This is a genomic window from Amorphus sp. 3PC139-8 (assembly GCF_040750475.1).
Taxonomy (GTDB): Bacteria; Pseudomonadota; Alphaproteobacteria; order Rhizobiales; family Amorphaceae; genus Amorphus.
The window spans coordinates 155,449-171,705 of sequence record NZ_JABJVY010000008.1; the positions used below are offsets into that span (position 1 = coordinate 155,449).

Annotated in this window: 17 protein-coding genes; 14 read left to right on the forward strand and 3 right to left on the reverse strand. The window is 64.5% G+C overall.

The genetic code is table 11. The features are described from left to right. Nucleotide 1: 1 nt before the first annotated feature. The 10 genes from HNS03_RS10070 to HNS03_RS10115 all read left to right on the forward strand — a co-directional run bounded on the left by HNS03_RS10070 (nt 2) and on the right by HNS03_RS10115 (nt 9,523). A complete protein-coding gene (locus tag HNS03_RS10070; RefSeq protein ID WP_367194994.1) occupies nt 2-400 on the forward strand; it encodes a hypothetical protein in 399 nt (132 codons plus the stop codon). A 52-nt stretch (nt 401-452) separates the two neighbouring features. Continuing rightward, a complete protein-coding gene (locus HNS03_RS10075) occupies nt 453-1,082 on the forward strand; it encodes a rod-binding protein (protein WP_367194996.1) in 630 nt (209 codons plus the stop codon). A 6-nt stretch (nt 1,083-1,088) separates the two neighbouring features. Further along, nucleotides 1,089-1,469, forward strand: a complete 381-nt coding sequence (locus HNS03_RS10080; RefSeq protein ID WP_367194997.1) for a flagellar protein FlgN — start codon at nt 1,089-1,091, stop codon at nt 1,467-1,469. After that, nucleotides 1,466-1,987 (forward strand): hypothetical protein, encoded by a 522-nt coding sequence (locus HNS03_RS10085; protein ID WP_367194999.1) that lies wholly within the window; start codon nt 1,466-1,468, stop codon nt 1,985-1,987. Before HNS03_RS10080 ends, HNS03_RS10085 begins: the two co-directional genes overlap by 4 nt. 103 nt (nt 1,988-2,090) lie before the next feature. Next, on the forward strand, nt 2,091-3,764 hold the full coding sequence (locus HNS03_RS10090) for a methyl-accepting chemotaxis protein (RefSeq protein WP_367195001.1): 1,674 nt from the start codon (nt 2,091-2,093) through the stop codon (nt 3,762-3,764). Nucleotides 3,765-3,841: 77 nt separating this feature from the next. Next, entirely contained in the window at nt 3,842-6,610 is a 2,769-nt protein-coding gene (locus tag HNS03_RS10095) for a chemotaxis protein CheW (protein WP_367195002.1), read from the forward strand. After that, complete coding sequence (locus tag HNS03_RS10100; RefSeq protein WP_367195004.1) at nt 6,607-7,074, forward strand: chemotaxis protein CheW; 468 nt, start codon at nt 6,607-6,609, stop codon at nt 7,072-7,074. The genes HNS03_RS10095 and HNS03_RS10100 overlap by 4 nt, the downstream gene beginning before the upstream one ends. A gap of 33 nt (nt 7,075-7,107) precedes the next feature. Continuing rightward, a complete protein-coding gene (locus HNS03_RS10105; RefSeq protein ID WP_367195005.1) occupies nt 7,108-7,485 on the forward strand; it encodes a response regulator in 378 nt (125 codons plus the stop codon). Between the two features lie 35 nt (nt 7,486-7,520). Further along, nucleotides 7,521-8,687 (forward strand): chemotaxis response regulator protein-glutamate methylesterase, encoded by a 1,167-nt coding sequence (locus HNS03_RS10110; protein WP_367195007.1) that lies wholly within the window; start codon nt 7,521-7,523, stop codon nt 8,685-8,687. Continuing rightward, a complete protein-coding gene (locus HNS03_RS10115) occupies nt 8,684-9,523 on the forward strand; it encodes a protein-glutamate O-methyltransferase CheR (RefSeq protein ID WP_367195009.1) in 840 nt (279 codons plus the stop codon). Before HNS03_RS10110 ends, HNS03_RS10115 begins: the two co-directional genes overlap by 4 nt. Before the next feature lie 43 nt (nt 9,524-9,566). Here the strand turns inward: HNS03_RS10115 and modC are convergent, their stop codons facing one another. The 3 genes from modC to modA all read right to left on the reverse strand — a co-directional run bounded on the left by modC (nt 9,567) and on the right by modA (nt 12,222). Further along, the gene (modC, locus tag HNS03_RS10120) at nt 9,567-10,664 is read right to left on the reverse strand and encodes a molybdenum ABC transporter ATP-binding protein (protein WP_367195010.1); all 1,098 of its coding nucleotides are present in this window, start codon (nt 10,662-10,664) and stop codon (nt 9,567-9,569) included. Further along, nucleotides 10,661-11,341 (reverse strand): molybdate ABC transporter permease subunit, encoded by a 681-nt coding sequence (modB, locus tag HNS03_RS10125; RefSeq protein WP_367195011.1) that lies wholly within the window; start codon nt 11,339-11,341, stop codon nt 10,661-10,663. The genes modC and modB overlap by 4 nt, the downstream gene beginning before the upstream one ends. Nucleotides 11,342-11,463: 122 nt before the next feature. After that, nucleotides 11,464-12,222: a molybdate ABC transporter substrate-binding protein gene (gene modA / locus HNS03_RS10130; RefSeq protein ID WP_367195013.1), complete on the reverse strand. Its 759-nt coding sequence runs from the start codon at nt 12,220-12,222 to the stop codon at nt 11,464-11,466. A 234-nt stretch (nt 12,223-12,456) separates the two neighbouring features. Between modA and HNS03_RS10135 the strand changes: the two genes are divergently transcribed. The 4 genes from HNS03_RS10135 to HNS03_RS10150 all read left to right on the forward strand — a co-directional run bounded on the left by HNS03_RS10135 (nt 12,457) and on the right by HNS03_RS10150 (nt 16,152). Then, entirely contained in the window at nt 12,457-13,350 is an 894-nt protein-coding gene (locus tag HNS03_RS10135; RefSeq protein WP_367195071.1) for a metal ABC transporter substrate-binding protein, read from the forward strand. 143 nt (nt 13,351-13,493) lie between these two features. Then, nucleotides 13,494-14,399 carry a manganese/iron ABC transporter ATP-binding protein gene (locus tag HNS03_RS10140; protein WP_367195015.1) on the forward strand — a complete coding sequence of 302 codons (906 nt, stop codon included), beginning with the start codon at nt 13,494-13,496 and terminating at the stop codon, nt 14,397-14,399. After that, nucleotides 14,396-15,292 (forward strand): metal ABC transporter permease, encoded by an 897-nt coding sequence (locus tag HNS03_RS10145; protein ID WP_367195017.1) that lies wholly within the window; start codon nt 14,396-14,398, stop codon nt 15,290-15,292. The genes HNS03_RS10140 and HNS03_RS10145 overlap by 4 nt, the downstream gene beginning before the upstream one ends. Beyond that, nucleotides 15,289-16,152: a metal ABC transporter permease gene (locus HNS03_RS10150; RefSeq protein ID WP_367195018.1), complete on the forward strand. Its 864-nt coding sequence runs from the start codon at nt 15,289-15,291 to the stop codon at nt 16,150-16,152. Before HNS03_RS10145 ends, HNS03_RS10150 begins: the two co-directional genes overlap by 4 nt. The last annotated feature ends 105 nt before the right edge of the window (nt 16,153-16,257 follow it).

Consider the following 16,257-nt stretch of genomic DNA (forward strand, 5'->3'; position numbering starts at 1 on the left):
TATGGACGAGCGCTTGCGCCGAATGAAACGCGTCGCGGTCGTGCAGGAACAAATGCACCGCCTGGCCGAACAGCGTCTGACCCGCCTGGTGAGCGAAGAAAAGGAGCTGAGGGCCAACGAAGTCGCCCTGGTGACAGCGCTCGACGAAGCGACGCTGCTCCACGGCTTTTTCGTCGAACAGATGGCGAAACGGGTGCGACGGATCGCCGGCCAAGCCAACGAAACCGCCCGTCAGGCCGAGTTGCAACGCGAAAAACTTCTGGAAGAAAAGCGCAAGCTGAAACAGGTCGAAGAGGCCGCAAAACGGCTGGAGCGCGATTATCTGCGCCTGATGGAGCGCAAACGACTAGAAGAAACCGTCCGACCCGTGCGGCGGATCGGTGATGCAAGCCTCCCGTAAGCTAACGCGCGCAACGTGCGACCGTTCGTTCTCTACCGACGAAGGTCGCTCAATGGCAATCAGCCCTCCCTCCGACATCGTCTTCGACGTTGCCAAAGCAGCCGATCCGCTGGGCTATGCGGAGGCCGCAGCACGCCTGCGTCGCGGCGCTGGAGCCGCAACCGACATGGCGGCAGGCGGGGCAGGCTTCGAACGCACGTTCGACGGGCTCGTGCGATCCGATCTGCGGGTCCTGTCCGACGGCCAGGCGGGCCTCACCGCCCGCGCGAACAACCAGATCCTGTTCGCCGGCGCCTCCCTGCCCGACGCCCGGGATCGGACCTACCGGAATTTCGAGGCGATGGCCCTCACCTCCTTCGTGGAAACGATGCTGCCCGGCGACGCGGAGAGCGTATTTGGCTCCGGCACGGCCGGCAACGTCTGGCGTTCCATGTTGGCCCAACACATCGCCGACGAGGTCGCCGATGCCGGCGGTATCGGCATTGCCGACAGCCTGCGCTCGGCAGCCGAGCTGCGCGGGCGCGAGACCACCGTTGCCGGCGGCGATCCGATGCCGCTCGTCGACGCCGCGCCGGCGATCGGATCGGAGGCTTCCGCAGTGCTGGGATCGTCGAAGCTGACCAACGTTCTTAGCCGGCTCGGCGGCGCATTCGGCGGCATTTCGCTTGCCTCGGTGGAGTGAGATCCCGTGACCCACTCGCACAACCGGTCCGGCTACACCTCGGCAGTCGCCAGCGTTCTCGATCGCCTGGATCAGATCCTGGACGTCGAAATCGCGGCCTTGTCCCATCCCGACACGGCAGATCTTTCGCTGGTCTGCCGGCAGAAGAGCCGACTGCTCTTGGAGCTGTCGCGCCTGGTGCGGGAAGACGAGCCCGTGCGCAGTGACACAGCTCTCGCCGCCCGTCTTACCGAGGTGCGCGAGAAGCTTGTCCGCGACCAGTCGCTCCTCAGCGTTCATCTGGCCGCGACCGAAGAGATTTCCGAGCTAATCGCCCAGGCAATGCGCGAAGCGGAGTCGGACGGCACCTATACCGCGCCGCTCGCCGCCACCGAGGCGCGCCCATGATCAAGCTTTTGATGTTCGGCGTGTGGGTCTGCATCGCGACGCTCGGATCGAGCTACGCTGCCGCCTACTGGGCTTCCGGCCGGACCGCGACGGAAGAAGAACCGTATCTGGAGGGGCTGGAGTACCGCAAGTTGGAGGTCATCACCGTTCCGATGGTCTCCAACGGCATCATCCAGGGCTACGTCGTGGCCAAGCTGGTCTACACGGCCGACGCCGCGCACCTTCGGGAAATGAACATCGAGCCCGACCCGTTCGTCATCGATGAAGCATTCCGCGAGATCTACACCAATGGTCAGATCGAGTTCGGCAAAATGTCAAAGTACAATCTGCCGCAGATCACCGCCGCAATCAAAGAAAACACCAACAAACGGCTCAACTACGAGCTGATCGAAGACATTCTCTTGGAAGGGTTGAACTACATCGACCGGAAGGACGTCGGGCGGGTCGTAGCGACCGCGGACAGCGGCAACGACGAAAAAGGCAAAGGCGGCGGCGGACATGACGCCCCGGCGCACTAAGCCGGGCCTGCATTCCGATTGAACCCACACACGAAGATGAGCGGCACCAATGCGGTCCGCGTCACCTGACGAACGACGCTCCCGAGTAAGAAAGACAGTCACTATGAAGATCAGCGGGAAGATCTACTCAATCGTCGCCGTCCTGGGCGTCACCATTCTCTGCGTCGCCGGCATCGGCCTCTACGCGGTCACCGAAATGCACCGCGTCGCGTCCGACTTCGACCAGACGTCCGAGCGGGCGCTGCTGATGCAGAAGATCGCCACCGGCGTGATTGAGGCCAGCAAGTCGTCGAGCGGCATCTACCTGGCGGAAGACCGAGCGACGGTCGAGAAAAACGGGACCGCCATTGCCGCGAACCTGGATCAGATCGACCAGGACTTCGCGCGGCTGCGCTCCCTGACGCCGGCGAGCGACATGGAGATGGCGTCTGAGCTCGGGACCGAGCTGGCCCTCTATCGCCAGCAACGTGAAGAGCTGGTCCGGCGGGGCCTCGAGATGGGTGGACCGGTCGCGCGGGAATACGGCTCGAGCGATGAAGTCCGCGGCGGTCGCAAGGCCCTGCAGGCCGTGCTCGATCGCAATGTCGAGCGGGTTCGCGAGTCTCTGGATCCGCTGCGCACCTACATGCTCACGCTCAACGAGCGCATGTTCCAGTTGATCATCTTGATCGTCGCGGTGGGCCTCATCATCGGCGTCAGCATCGCGGTCTGGATCGGACGGTTCCATATCGCCGCTCCTCTGATGCGGGCAAGTGGCGCGCTGCGCCGCATGGCCGACGGCGACCTGACGGTCGCGGTCGACCAGAAGCGTGGCAACGACGAGATCGGCGAGATCTGGAACGCCACCGACAAACTCCTCGTCGAGCTGCGTGCTGCGGAAACCCTTCGCTCCGAACAGGAGGCCATGAAGGAGCGTGCCGAGACCGAGAAGCGCGCCGCCATGCAGGCGCTCGCCGATCAGTTCGACCTCGACGTCTCCTCCGTCGTCCGCACCGTCGCCGCCGCCGTCAACCAGCTCGAGCAGTCCGCCGGCCTGATGAGCTCGTCCGCCGACGAAACCTCCCGCCAGTCGACCGTCGTCGCCGCCGCCGCCGAGCAGGCCACCTCCAACGTCCAGACGGTCGCCTCCGCCGCAGAAGAGCTCGCCGCCTCCGTCCGCGAGATCTCCAGCCAGGTTGCCACCGCCGCGTCCGTTGCCGGCGAAGCCACCGGTCAGGCCTCCGATACCGCCGAACTGGTTCGTGGGCTCGCCGCATCGGCCCAGCGCATCGGCGACGTGGTGAACCTGATCACCGACATCGCCGCCCAGACCAACTTGCTCGCCCTCAACGCCACCATAGAGGCCGCACGTGCCGGCGAGGCCGGCAAGGGCTTCGCCGTCGTCGCCATGGAGGTGAAGTCCCTCGCCGAGCAGACCTCAAAGGCCACCGGCGACATCACCTCCCAAATCTCCGCCGTCCAGACCGCCACAAGCGAGGTCGTCAAGGCGATCGAGGACATCTCCGGCACCATCCGCAAGGTCGACGAGATCTCGTCCGCCATCGCCACCTCCGTGGAGGAGCAAGGCGCGGCCACCGGCGAAATCGCCCAGAACGTCGCCCAGGCCGCCCAGGGCACCCAAGAGGTTTCCACCAACATCGTCGCGGTCTCCTCCGCAGCCAACGACACCGGCCGTGTTTCCGGCGAAATCGTCCATGCCGCCGCCGACCTCAACCAGCAGGCCAACACCCTGCGAACCCAGGTCGACGCATTCATCAAACGCGTCCGTGCCGCATGACACTGAAATTCCCAATCCCGGTGGCGCACTGCCGCCGGCCCTCACCCCGACCGCAACAACTCGCTGGATACTGAGCCATGGATGACCTGCTGAGCGAGTTCCTCACCGAAACCAACGAGAATCTCGATGTCGCCGACAGCGAGCTCGTGAAATTCGAGCAGGACCCGAACAACGCCGAGATCCTGAACAACATCTTCCGGCTCGTGCACACCATCAAAGGAACCTGCGGGTTCATCGGATTGCCCCGGCTGGCAACGCTGACGCACGCCGCCGAGACCCTGATGGACCGGTTCCGTGAAGGCATGGCGGTGACGCCCGAAGCCGTGAGCCTCGTGCTGACCACCATCGACCGGGTCAAGGAGATCCTGGCCGCGATCGAAGCCAACGAAGGCCAGGAGCCGGAAGGCTCCGACGAAGACCTGATCAGCCAGCTCGAAACGCTGGCCGCAGGTGGCACGCTGGTCGACGATCCGTTCGACGACCTCGCCCTCCAGGAGGAGCCGGCCGCTGAGCCGGAAGTTGCCGAGACGGCGGAGGCCGAGCCTGAGGAAGAGCTCGACGAGCTGGAACGCCTGTTCCGCGAGACCGAGGTCGAACCGCCAAAGCCGATGCCGCCGCTTGCAACCGCCAGGGCGGACGCCGAAGCAAAGCCGGTTCCGGCTGCCGAACCCAAGCCCGCCCCAGTGGCCGAAGCCAAGCCGGCGGCCGCGAAGGAACAGGCAGAACCGGCTGCGAAAGCCGCTCGCGCAGCAGCGGCCGCCGGAGCCGAAGAGCATCATCAGGCCCAGTCGAACGTCTCCTCCCAGTCGATCCGGGTGAGCGTGGAAACGCTGGAAAACCTGATGACCACCGTCTCGGAGCTGGTGCTAACCCGCAACCAGCTCATGGAGATCGCACGGCGGTCGGAGGATGCGGACTATAAAGTCTCGCTGCAGCGCCTCACGACCGTGACGGGCGAGCTCCAGGAAGCGGTGATGCGCACCCGGATGCAGCCGATCGGCAATGCCTGGCAGAAGCTGCCCCGGATCGTCCGCGATCTGGCGCGCGAGCTCGGCAAGACCATCGAGCTGGAGATGACCGGTGCCGACACCGAGCTCGATCGCCAGGTGCTCGACCTGATCAAGGATCCGCTGACCCACATGATCCGCAACTCCGCGGATCACGGGCTGGAGATGCCGGCCGACCGACGCGCCAAGGGTAAGTCGGAGAAGGGCATGATCCGCCTGTCCGCCTATCATGAGGGCGGCCACATCGTCATCGAGATCGCCGACGATGGTCGCGGTCTCGACATCGAGCGGATCAAGGCCAAGGCGATCGAGAACGGCCTGACCACCGAGGCCGACGTCGCCAAGCTGACCGACGCGCAGATCTATCGGTTCATCTTCGCCGCCGGCTTTTCCACCGCCGCGAAGGTGACAAGCGTCTCCGGCCGCGGTGTCGGAATGGACGTCGTCCGCTCCAACATCGAGCTGATCGGCGGCAGCGTGGAGGTGCGCTCCAAGCCGGGCGAGGGATCAACCTTCCTGATCAAGATTCCGCTGACCCTGGCCATCGTGCCGGCCCTGATCGTTGCGGCAGCAGGCGAACGCTTCGCCATCCCGCAGCTCTCCGTGGTCGAGCTCGTGCGCATTCAGGCGAACTCGGAGCACACAATCGAGCGACTCAAGGGCGCCAACGTCCTGCGGCTGCGCGACAAGCTGCTTCCGATTTTCCCGCTCGCCGATCTCCTGAACGTGGGAAGGCAGACGGAAACCAACCTGGAAGACAGTTTCATTGCCGTCATTCAGGTGGGCAGCCAGACCTTCGGCATCGTCGTCGACGCGGTGTTCCACACCGAAGAGATCGTGGTGAAGCCGATGACGTCGCGGCTCCGGCACATCTCCATGTTCTCCGGCAGCACGATCCTGGGCGACGGCCGCGTGATCATGATCATCGACCCGAACGGCATCGCCCAGTCGGCCGCGACCACCATCGACGTCGGCCAGGCCAACGCGGCGGCCCAGACCGAGGCGGCCAACGACGACGAGGCCGAGGCGGTGTCGCTGCTCCTGTTCCGTGCGGGCACGAAAGAGCCGAAGGCGGTCCCGCTTTCGCTCATCACCCGACTGGAGGAAATCGAGCACGACCGCATCGAACACTCCAATGGCCAGGCGATGGTGCAGTATCGCGGCACGCTGATCCCACTGGTGTTTGCCCACGAGTCGACCAAGGAGCGCGAGGAGGGTACCTTCCCGGTCCTGATCTTCTCCGACGACAACCGCTCTGCCGGACTTGTGGTCGACGAGATCGTGGACATCGTTGAGGACCATCTCGACGTCCAGCTCCCCTCCGAGGAGCCCGGCGCGCTGGGCGCCGCGATCATCCACGGCCAGGCAACGGCGGTGCTGGATGTCGGCCACTTCCTCTCGATCGCGTTCAAGGACTGGTTCGCCCGTTCCAAGGAGGCCAGCACTGCGCCGCGCGGCGAACTCGTCCTGGTCGACGACAGCACCTTCTTCCGCAACCTGATCAAACCGGTTCTGGAAGGTGTCGGCTACGACGTCAAAGGCTTCGCCGCCGCCGCCGACGCCATCGAGTATCTGCGCAGCGGCACCGATGTCGACGTCGTGGTGAGCGACATCGACATGCCGGAGATCGATGGGTTCGAGTTTGCGGAAGTGATCCGCGGCGAACTCGGTCACCGCGATCTTCCGATCATCGCCGTGTCCGGCGGCACCTGCACTCCGCAATCTCTGGAGCGGGCACGCGCGGCCGGATTCACCGACTACATCGCCAAGTTCGACCGGGCAGGTCTGATCGCCGCGTTGACGGAGTTCGACCGCCATGTCCGCGGAGAAGCAGCATGAGCAATACCACTTTGGAAGTCCTGACCTCCGACCGGCAGTTCGTCACGGCTCGCATCGCGGGCAAGCTGTTCGGCTTGCCGATCGAGGCGGTCCACGAGGTGTTCTCGCCGGAAGGCATCACCTTGGTCCCGCTGTCGCCGTCGGAAATCGAAGGCGTTCTCAATCTGCGTGGCCGCATCGTCACGATGATCAACCTGCGCCGCGTACTCGGGCTGGAGGACCGCAGCGAAGAGACCCGCATGGCGATCGGGCTGGAGGATCGCAACGAGACCTTCGGCCTGATCATCGACGAGGTCGGGGAAGTGCTCACGCTGGATACCGGCGCGCATGAACCGCCGCCCTCCAACCTGGACAAGCGCTGGGCAGACATCGTGTCCGGCGTGCACCGCCTTTCCGGCGAGCTGCTCTTGATCCTCGACGTGAAGCGCGTTCTCGGCGGCATCGCGACCGCCGAGGCCGCCTGATGTCTCCGCCAAGCTCCAAGTACGAGACCGACCATGACCAAGACTTGCCTCGTCGTCGACGACTCTCGTGCCGTGCGCCGCGTGGTGCGCCGCATCCTTGAGGATCTCTCCTTCACCGTGAGTGAGGCGGAAAACGGCCAAGTGGCGCTGGAGGTCTGCTCCAGCGCCATGCCGGACGCCATTCTCCTGGACTGGAATATGCCGCTGTCCGACGGCCCCTCGTTCCTGAAGGCGCTGCGCTCGCGTCCCGACGGCTCGACGCCCAAGGTAATCTTCTGCACCTCCCAGTCCGAGCTCGACAACATTACCCGAGCGATCGACTACGGCGCCAACGAATACATCATGAAGCCGTTCGATTCCGACTTAATCAAAGAAAAGCTCTGCGAAGTCGGGCTGATCACAACCAACTGACGACCATCCGACAACAACGACACGGGACAACCGGGATGACCGCCCTTGCTGCAAACCTGAAATCTTCGGAAGCGCTTTCCAGTCCCATTCGGGTCATGATCGTCGACGATTCCACCGTCATCCGGTCCGTCTTGAAGAGCTGGATCTCCGAGACCTCGGACCTGACGGTCGTGGCGACCCACATCAACGGCCTCAGGGCCGTCGAGGATGTGGCGCGCTCCCAGCCGGACGTGGTCATCCTCGATCTCGAAATGCCCGAGATGGATGGCATGACGGCGTTGCCGCTGATCCTGGAGCGCAAGCCCGGAACGATCGTCCTGGTGGCTTCCACACTCACACGGCGCGGCGCGGAAATCAGCCTCCGTGCCCTCACCCGAGGCGCGGCGGACTATATCGCCAAGCCGGATGGTGTGATCGGACTGAAGTCGGCGGAAGAATTTCGCCGCGATCTTCTGAACAAGGTGAAGCAGCTCGGCCTGCGTGCCCGAGGCATCCGCACACGCCCGGCGGAGATCGCCGCGCCCGCCTCTGTCTCCACGGCACCGGCTGCGCCGGCAGCAGAAACCGCCGCACCGAAATCGGCGCTACTGCCGCGGCTTCGCAACTATGCGCGGGGCAGCATTCCGGCCCTCGTGATCGGCAGCTCGACCGGCGGCCCCCAGGCGCTCAACCGCGTGTTCGCCTCCATCGGGCCGGCAATGGCCAGTGTGCCGGTCCTCGTTACCCAGCACATGCCGCCCACCTTCACCGCCATCCTGGCCGAACACATGACCCGGGCCGCCGGCCGGCCGGCCAAGGAGGGCGAAAACGACGAGCCGATCAAGCCGGGGCACATCTACATCGCCCCCGGCGGCCGGCACATGATCGTCGCCAAGTCCGGAGGCCGGATCGTGATCCGGCTGACCGACGACCCGCCGGTCAACTTTTGCCGGCCCGCCGTCGACACTCTGTTTTTCTCCGCTGCCACCGTCTTCGGTCCCGGACTTCTAGGTGTCGTTCTGACGGGAATGGGGGCCGACGGAGCGAAAGGGTCCGTGGCCATCGCAGACCAGGGCGGCAACATCATCGCCCAGGACGAGGCCACCAGCGTCGTCTGGGGCATGCCCGGCGCCACCGTCGCCGCCGGTGCTGCGTGCGACGTACTGCCCCTCGACGAAGTCGGCCGCAAGGTCGCGCGCATGCTTTCTGGAGGACGCCTATGATCTCGCCTTCCGACTACGATTTCTTGCAGAAATTCCTTAGGACCCGTTCCGGCCTCGCGCTGTCCAGCGACAAGCAATATCTCCTGGAAAGCCGGCTCGGGCCGATCGCCCGCCAATTCGGTTGCGCAGGCGTCGCCGAGCTCACACAGCTTTTGCGCCGGCGCGGCAGCGAAGCGGCCGCGGAAAAGGTCGTCGACGCCATGACGACCAACGAGTCGCTGTTCTTCCGGGACAAGCATCCCTTCGAGGCCTTCACCTCGCGCATGTTGCCGACGGTTCTGGCCAATCGACCGGTGCATCAGCCGGTGCGGATCTGGTGTGCCGCGGCCTCGTCCGGGCAGGAGCCCTATTCGCTCGCCATGCTGATCACCGAGAACCCGGCGATCACCGCCGGGCGGCGCTTCGAAATCCTTGCCACGGATATTTCCAACGACATCCTGACCAAGGCGACGCGGGGCGTCTATTCGCAGTTCGAGGTGCAGCGCGGCCTGCCGATGCACTATCTCGCGCGCTACTTCTCCAAGGTCGGCGACGACTGGCAAGTCTCCGACAAGATCCGCAGCATGGTCACCTTCCGCAAGATGAACCTGCTCGACCCTTATACGGGCATCGGCATGTTCGACATCGTATTCTGCCGGAACGTGCTGATCTATTTCGACAACACCCACAAGACCGAAGTCCTGAATCGCATGGCCAAAATCATGCATCCGGACAGCTTTCTGGTTCTGGGAGGGGCCGAAAGCGTGATCGGTCTGACGGAGCAATTCCAGCCCGATAGCCACCGCTGCCTGTTCCGGCCGCAAACCACGGCATCGGCAATGGCCTTCGCCCGGTAGAGCCCCAACCGGGCGGATCGAAGCCATCTGATCGAAATAGCTGCTACGTGAAGGTCTCGGGTTCGAACGAGACCGATTTCACCAGCGCGACGACAGACATGCCGTCGCGCAGCCCCAGCTCCGCCACCGCCTCTCGGGTGAGCTGCGCCCGGAGACCGACTCCGCCGACGTCCAAGTGAAGATCGGCGAACGCGCTGTCGGGATCGGCCTCCAACCCGACGATGGTCGCGTCGAGCATATTGCGGATGCTGATGCCGACCGGCCGCTTGAGCGCGATCGCGACGTCGCGAGCCCGGATCCGCAACCGGACCTCACGCCCTTCGGCAAGACCGGCGAACGGGATCACCACGGTCTGACCGGCGAGATCTAGCCGCGTGATCTGGTAGGCGGCATCCTCGCCGGCGACCCGGGCCGTGACCACCGTTCCGGCTTCCGCCCGACCGCCTGTCAGGTCGACATCGAAGCTCTCGAAAACCTCGACGCCACCCTGAAGCCCGATCCGGCCCGCCGAAATCGCGATCACGCGATCGGCAAGCCGCGCGACCTCGGCCACGTCGTGGCTGACATAGACAATTGGGATATTCCGCTCGCGATTGAGCCGCTCCAGATAGGGCAGGATCTCCGCCTTGCTCGCCCGGTCGAGGGCTGCGAGCGGTTCGTCCATCAAGAGAATTTTCGGCTTCGTCAAAAGCGCGCGCCCGACCGCGACACGCTGACGCTCGCCGCCGGACAGCCGCGCCGTCGCTCGCTCCACCAGCGGCGCGATGCCGAGAAGATCCACCACTTCGTCGAAGTCGGCACCCGAAGGCCGTTCCCCGGCGCGCCGGCGACCATAGCCGAGATTGCCGCGCACGGAGAGATGCGGAAACAGGCTCGCCTCCTGGAAGACATAGCCGACGGCCCGGCGATGGGGTTTGAGGAAGCGACCCGTCGCATCGTCCTGCCAGATCTCGTCCCCAACGGCGACCCGGCCCGACAGACGCGAAAGGCCGGCCACCGCGCGGAGCACGGTCGTCTTGCCCGATCCCGACGGCCCGTACAGCGCCGTCACGCCGGAGGCGGGCGCGGTGAAGGCAACATTGAGGCCGAAGCCGCCGAGAGCGCCGGAAAGCCGGACGTCCAGACCCGTATCCACGCTCATTGGCCGACGCGGCCGAGCCGCTTTTCCAGAAGCATCATCGACAAAATGACCAGGAAGGCGAACACGACCAGCCCGGCGGAGAGCAGATGCGCCGTGCCCCATTGCAGGGTTTCGACATAGTCGTAGATCGCAACGGAAAGCACCTTGGTTTCACCGGGAATGTTGCCGCCGATCATCAACACCACGCCGAATTCTCCAACCGTGTGCGCAAAACCGAGCACAGCGCCGGTCAATAGCCCGGGGCGGGCGAGCGGAAGCGCGACCGACCAGAAGGTGTCCCACGGGCTTGCCCGCAAGGTCGCCGCCACCTCGAGCGGTCGCTCGCCGATGGAGGCAAAGGCGTTTCGGATCGGCTGGACCACGAACGGCATCGAATAGATCACCGAGCCGAACACCAGCCCTTCGAAGGTGAAGGCGAGCGAGCGGAGACCAAACAAGCCGCCGACCAGGCCGCCCGGTCCGTTCGGGCCGAGCAGGATCAATAGATAGAAGCCGAGCACGGTCGGCGGCAGCACAAGCGGCAAGGCCACGATTGCCGCCACGGCTTCCTTCCAGCGCGCATTGGAGCGCGCGAGCCACCAGGCAATCGGCGTGCCGACGACCAGCAGTGCCACGGTCGTGAAGCTTGCGAGTTCTAGAGTGAGGCGGATCGGTGTCCAGATGCCAGGATCGATCATGGCCGCCGTCCGTCTCCGTTCGAGTGCTTCCAGGCGAGGTGGAAACCGGTTTCCACATTTTCGCCGGCGCTTTAGAGGCTGCAGTGAACTTCGCAGCCTCTATTCCAAGTCCATAACAGACCCTAGTTGCCGCGACCGTAGCCGTAGCGATCGATGATCTGGCCCGCTTGATCGCCGCGCAGGAACGACAGAAAGTCCTTGGCCGTCTCATTGTCGGCAGCCGATGTCAGAAGTACGGCGTCCTGGGCGATGGGATCATACAACGACTGGGGTACGGGCCAACGCGACCCGCCGTCCTGATCGATGATCTGGGACAGAGCGACGAAGCCGAGCTCGGCCGACCCGCTCGCGACGAACTGGTAGGTCTGAGCGATGCTGTTGCCCTGAACCAGCTTCGGCTCCAACGCATCGTAGACCTTGAGCGCACGCATGGTCTGGACGGCGGCGGCGCCATAGGGCGCGGTTTCCGGGTTGGCGATCGCAAGCTTCTCGAACTGCCCGTCGGAAAGCGTCTCCTCGCCGGTGACCAGGTTCGGATCGAGGCTATAGAGCACGATCTTGCCGGTCGCGTAGGTAAAGACGCTGCCCACCGCCGCAAACCCCTCCTGAACCGCCTTCTCCGGCCGCGCCTGATCGGCCGCAAGGAACACGTCAAACGGCGCCCCCTGGGAAATCTGGGTGTAGAGCTGGCCCGTCGACCCGAACGACAGCACCGCGCGATCGCCGGTCACCTCCTCGAACTTGGCCGCGATGTCCTTGGCGGCAGCCGTGAAATTCGCGGCGACGGCGACCCGGATCTCATTCGCGTCGGCGCTCGCGCCCTGACCGATCAGCATGCTCGCCGCGATCGCGACGGCGGCTCCCAGACGACCCAACTTCATTGCCATGATCCACCCCACAAATTCGAATCGCTATATCCGCTTGAATATAGCGATCGTAGTCGGCATCCGCGTCGTAACGCAAGAGGCCGGCCCACCGGCCCCAGCCGGCCAGCTCCGAATTTACTTTTGCAACTCATTCGCACTTGCAAAGATGGCAAAGGCGAGTACAGTGGCTGGAGTTGCAACTTAGTCGCAATAAAGGGGTACACTGTGCGAGTTCGACCGCAGTCCTGGATACCGTCCGCCGCCGTCGGCGCAGCGCTTTCGCTCGCGCTCAGCCTTCTCCCCGCCCATGCGGAAGAGAAATTCAAAGCGGTCACCACCTTCACCGTGATCGCCGACATGGCACGGAACGTTGCCGGCGATACCGCGATCGTGGAATCCATCACCAAGCCGGGCGCTGAGATCCATGGCTATGAGCCGACTCCGCGCGACATGGTGCGCGCCCAGGATGCCGACCTCGTGTTGTGGAACGGTCTCAATCTGGAGCTTTGGTTCGAACAGTTCGTCGCCAATATCGGCGACGTGCCCTCTGTGGTTCTCACCGATGGAATCGATCCGATTCCGATCGCGGAAGGGGCCTACGAAGGCAAGTCCAACCCCCATGCCTGGATGGGCGTCGACAACGCCATGATCTATGTCGACAACATCGTCGACGCCTTCTCCACCTACGATCCCGACAACGCCGTCACCTACAAGACGAACGGCGAAGCCTACAAAGCGAAGATCCGAGAGACGATCGAGCCGCTGCGCGTCGAAATCTCTGCGATCCCGGAGGAAAAGCGCTGGCTGGTCACCTGCGAGGGTGCGTTCTCCTATCTCGCCCGCGATTTCGGGCTGAAGGAGCTCTACCTCTGGCCGATGAACGCCGATCAGGTCGGGACCCCGCAACAGGTCCGAAAGGTCATCGACGGCGTAAAGGACCACGAGATCCCGGTGGTGTTCTGCGAAAGCACGGTCAACACCGGCCCGGCCAAGCAGGTCGCGCGCGAGACCGGTGCCCGCTATGGCGGCGAACTCTACGTGGATTCCCTTTCGCAAGCGGATGGGCCGGTTCCGACCTATCTCGATCTCTTGCGCGTGACTTCCGAAACCGTGGCCACCGGCCTCTCCGGCGCCACTAACTGACGGAAGTTTGGAACAAAACCAAAGAAGACCTATCGTTTTCTGAGGGCGCCGGGCGACGCCGACCATGTGCCTGGTGCTCCAAACCGGACAGGATCGCTCGGCCGCTGACGGCCGGGCGACGACGGTTCGAAAGGACACGCGCAATGCTTGATACCCGGCGCGCCTTGGATGGCACGGCGCCTGACGACAACCTGGACGCCGGCATTCTGGCGCGGCATGTGACCGTCACCTATCGCAACGGCCACACCGCCCTGTTCGATGCAAGCTTCGAGGTCCCCAAGGGCACCGTCACCGCGCTGGTGGGCGTCAACGGCGCCGGCAAATCGACCCTTTTCAAGGCGATCATGGGCTTCGTGCCGGCCGCGCGCGGCGAGATCCTGCTGCTGGGGCGCACCGTGAAACAAGCGCTTAGGGAGAACCTGGTCGCTTATGTGCCCCAATCGGAAGAGGTCGACTGGGCCTTTCCCGTCCTGGTGGAAGACGTGGTGATGATGGGGCGCTACGGCCACATGGGGTTTCTGCGCCGGCCGTCCGCCGCCGATCGCGCCGCCGTCGATGCCGCACTTGGTCGGGTCAACATGACCGACTACCGCCATCGCCAGATCGGCGAACTCTCCGGCGGCCAGCGCAAGCGCGTGTTCCTGGCGCGTGCGCTCGCCCAGGATGGTCAGGTGATCCTGCTGGACGAACCGTTCACCGGCGTCGACGTCAAGACCGAGGAGCAGATCGTCGCACTCCTGCGCGAGCTGCGCGACGAAGGCCGCGTCATGCTGGTTTCCACCCACAATCTCGGTTCGGTGCCGGAATTCTGCGACCGCACCGTGCTGATCAAGGGGACCGTCATCGCCTCCGGCCCGACCGAGACGACCTTCACGCGCGAAAATCTCGAGCGCGCGTTCGGCGGCGTGCTGCGCCACTTCACTCTTGGCGGCGCGGACCTGCACGACGACTACCACGACGACCGGCGCGAAGTTTCGATCCTGACCGACGACGAGCGCCCGCTGGTGCAGTATGGCAATCGCACCCGGACAGTCGGAGATCCGGAATGATCGCAACGTTTCTGGAGCCGTTCGGCTACGGCTACATGACCAACGCCATGTGGGTCTCCGCCCTGGTCGGCGGGGTCTGCGCCTTTCTCTCCGCCTATCTCATGCTGAAGGGCTGGAGCCTGATCGGCGATGCGCTCTCCCATTCCGTCGTTCCCGGCGTGGCCGGCGCCTACATTCTCGGACTGCCGTTCTCGCTGGGCGCGTTCGTCGCCGGCGGGCTCGCGGCCGGCGCGATGCTGTTCCTCAGCGAACGGTCCGGGCTGAAGATCGACGTCATCATCGGCCTGATCTTCACCTCCTTCTTCGGCCTCGGCCTGTTCCTGGTTTCCATCAACCCGATGTCGGTCAGCATCCAGACCATTGTCATGGGCAACATCCTGGCGATCACGCCGTCCGACACGTTTCAGCTTGCGTTGATCGGGCTGGTCTCGCTTGCGGTCCTTCTCGCCAAGTGGAAGGACCTGATGGTGACCTTCTTCGACGAGAACCACGCCCGCTCGATCGGGCTGCGGCCGGGCCTCCTGAAGGCAATCTTCTTCGTCCTTCTCTCCGCGTGCGTGGTTGCCGCCATGCAGACGGTCGGCGCCTTCCTGGTGATCGCGATGGTGGTCACGCCCGGCGCCACGGCCTATCTCCTGACCGACCGCTTTCCGCGCCTGATCGCGCTGTCCGTCGCCATCGGCGCGGCGACCGGTTTCGTCGGGGCCTATGCGAGCTACTTCCTGAACGGGGCGACCGGCGCCGTCATCGTCTGCCTGCAGACGGTGCTGTTCCTGATTGCCTTCGTGCTCGCCCCGAAACACGGCCTTCTGGCGGCGCGTCGCAAGGCCGCGCAGGCGCTCCAATCCGCCTCGATGCCAACAGAACCCGCCGTGCGGAAGGCAGGAGAATGACCCTCGAAACCCTGCTCCTCCCGTTTCAATTCCCCTTCATGCAGAAGGCATTCCTGATTGCCGCCCTGGTGGCGGTTCCGACCGCGCTGTTGTCGTGCTTTCTGGTGCTGAAGGGCTGGGCCTTGATGGGCGATGCCGTCAGCCACGCCATCCTGCCGGGCGTGGTCCTCGCCTGGATCACCGGCCTGCCCCTGATTTTGGGGGCGTTCGCCGCCGGCATGCTCTGCGCCACGCTCACCGGCTATCTCAGCCACAACAGCCGGGTGAAGCAGGACACCGTCATGGGTGTCGTCTTCTCCGGCATGTTCGCGGTCGGACTGATCCTCTACACCTCGATCCACACCAACGAGCATCTGGATCACGTCCTGTTCGGCAATCTGCTTGGTGTCGGCAGCGACGACCTTTGGACGGCGGGCCTGATTGCCGCCGGGGTGTCGGCGGTGCTGCTTCTGAAATGGAAGGACTTTCTGCTGCACGCTTTCGACCCGGCCCAGGCCCGGGCGAGCGGCTTGCCGGTGCAGTTCCTTCACTACGGACTGTTGTCGATCCTGTCGCTGACCATCGTCGCGACGTTGACCTCGACCGGCCTGATCCTGGCCGTCGGCCTGTTGATCGCGCCCGGTGCCATCGCGTTCCTGTTGGTGCGAAGCTTCGGGTGGATGCTGGTGACCGCCGTGGCGGTCTGCCTGGCGGCGATGCTGGGAGGCACCTATGCGAGCTTCTTTCTGGACAGCTCGCCGTCCGCCACCGTGATCCTCACCTTGAGCACCATCTTCGTGGTGGTCTTCGTCCGCCGCATCCGGCTCACCGCCAAGGCGTCGCGTCAGGCGATCGCGGCGGAAACGGCAACCAACCCCTGATATCGCCGGACGGAGCGCTTCCAGGCCGAGTGGAAACAGGTTCGCCGTTCGGAAGCCCGTCGAAACAATAACTGAGACCCGCTCCGTGAATCCGAGAAAAGCGGA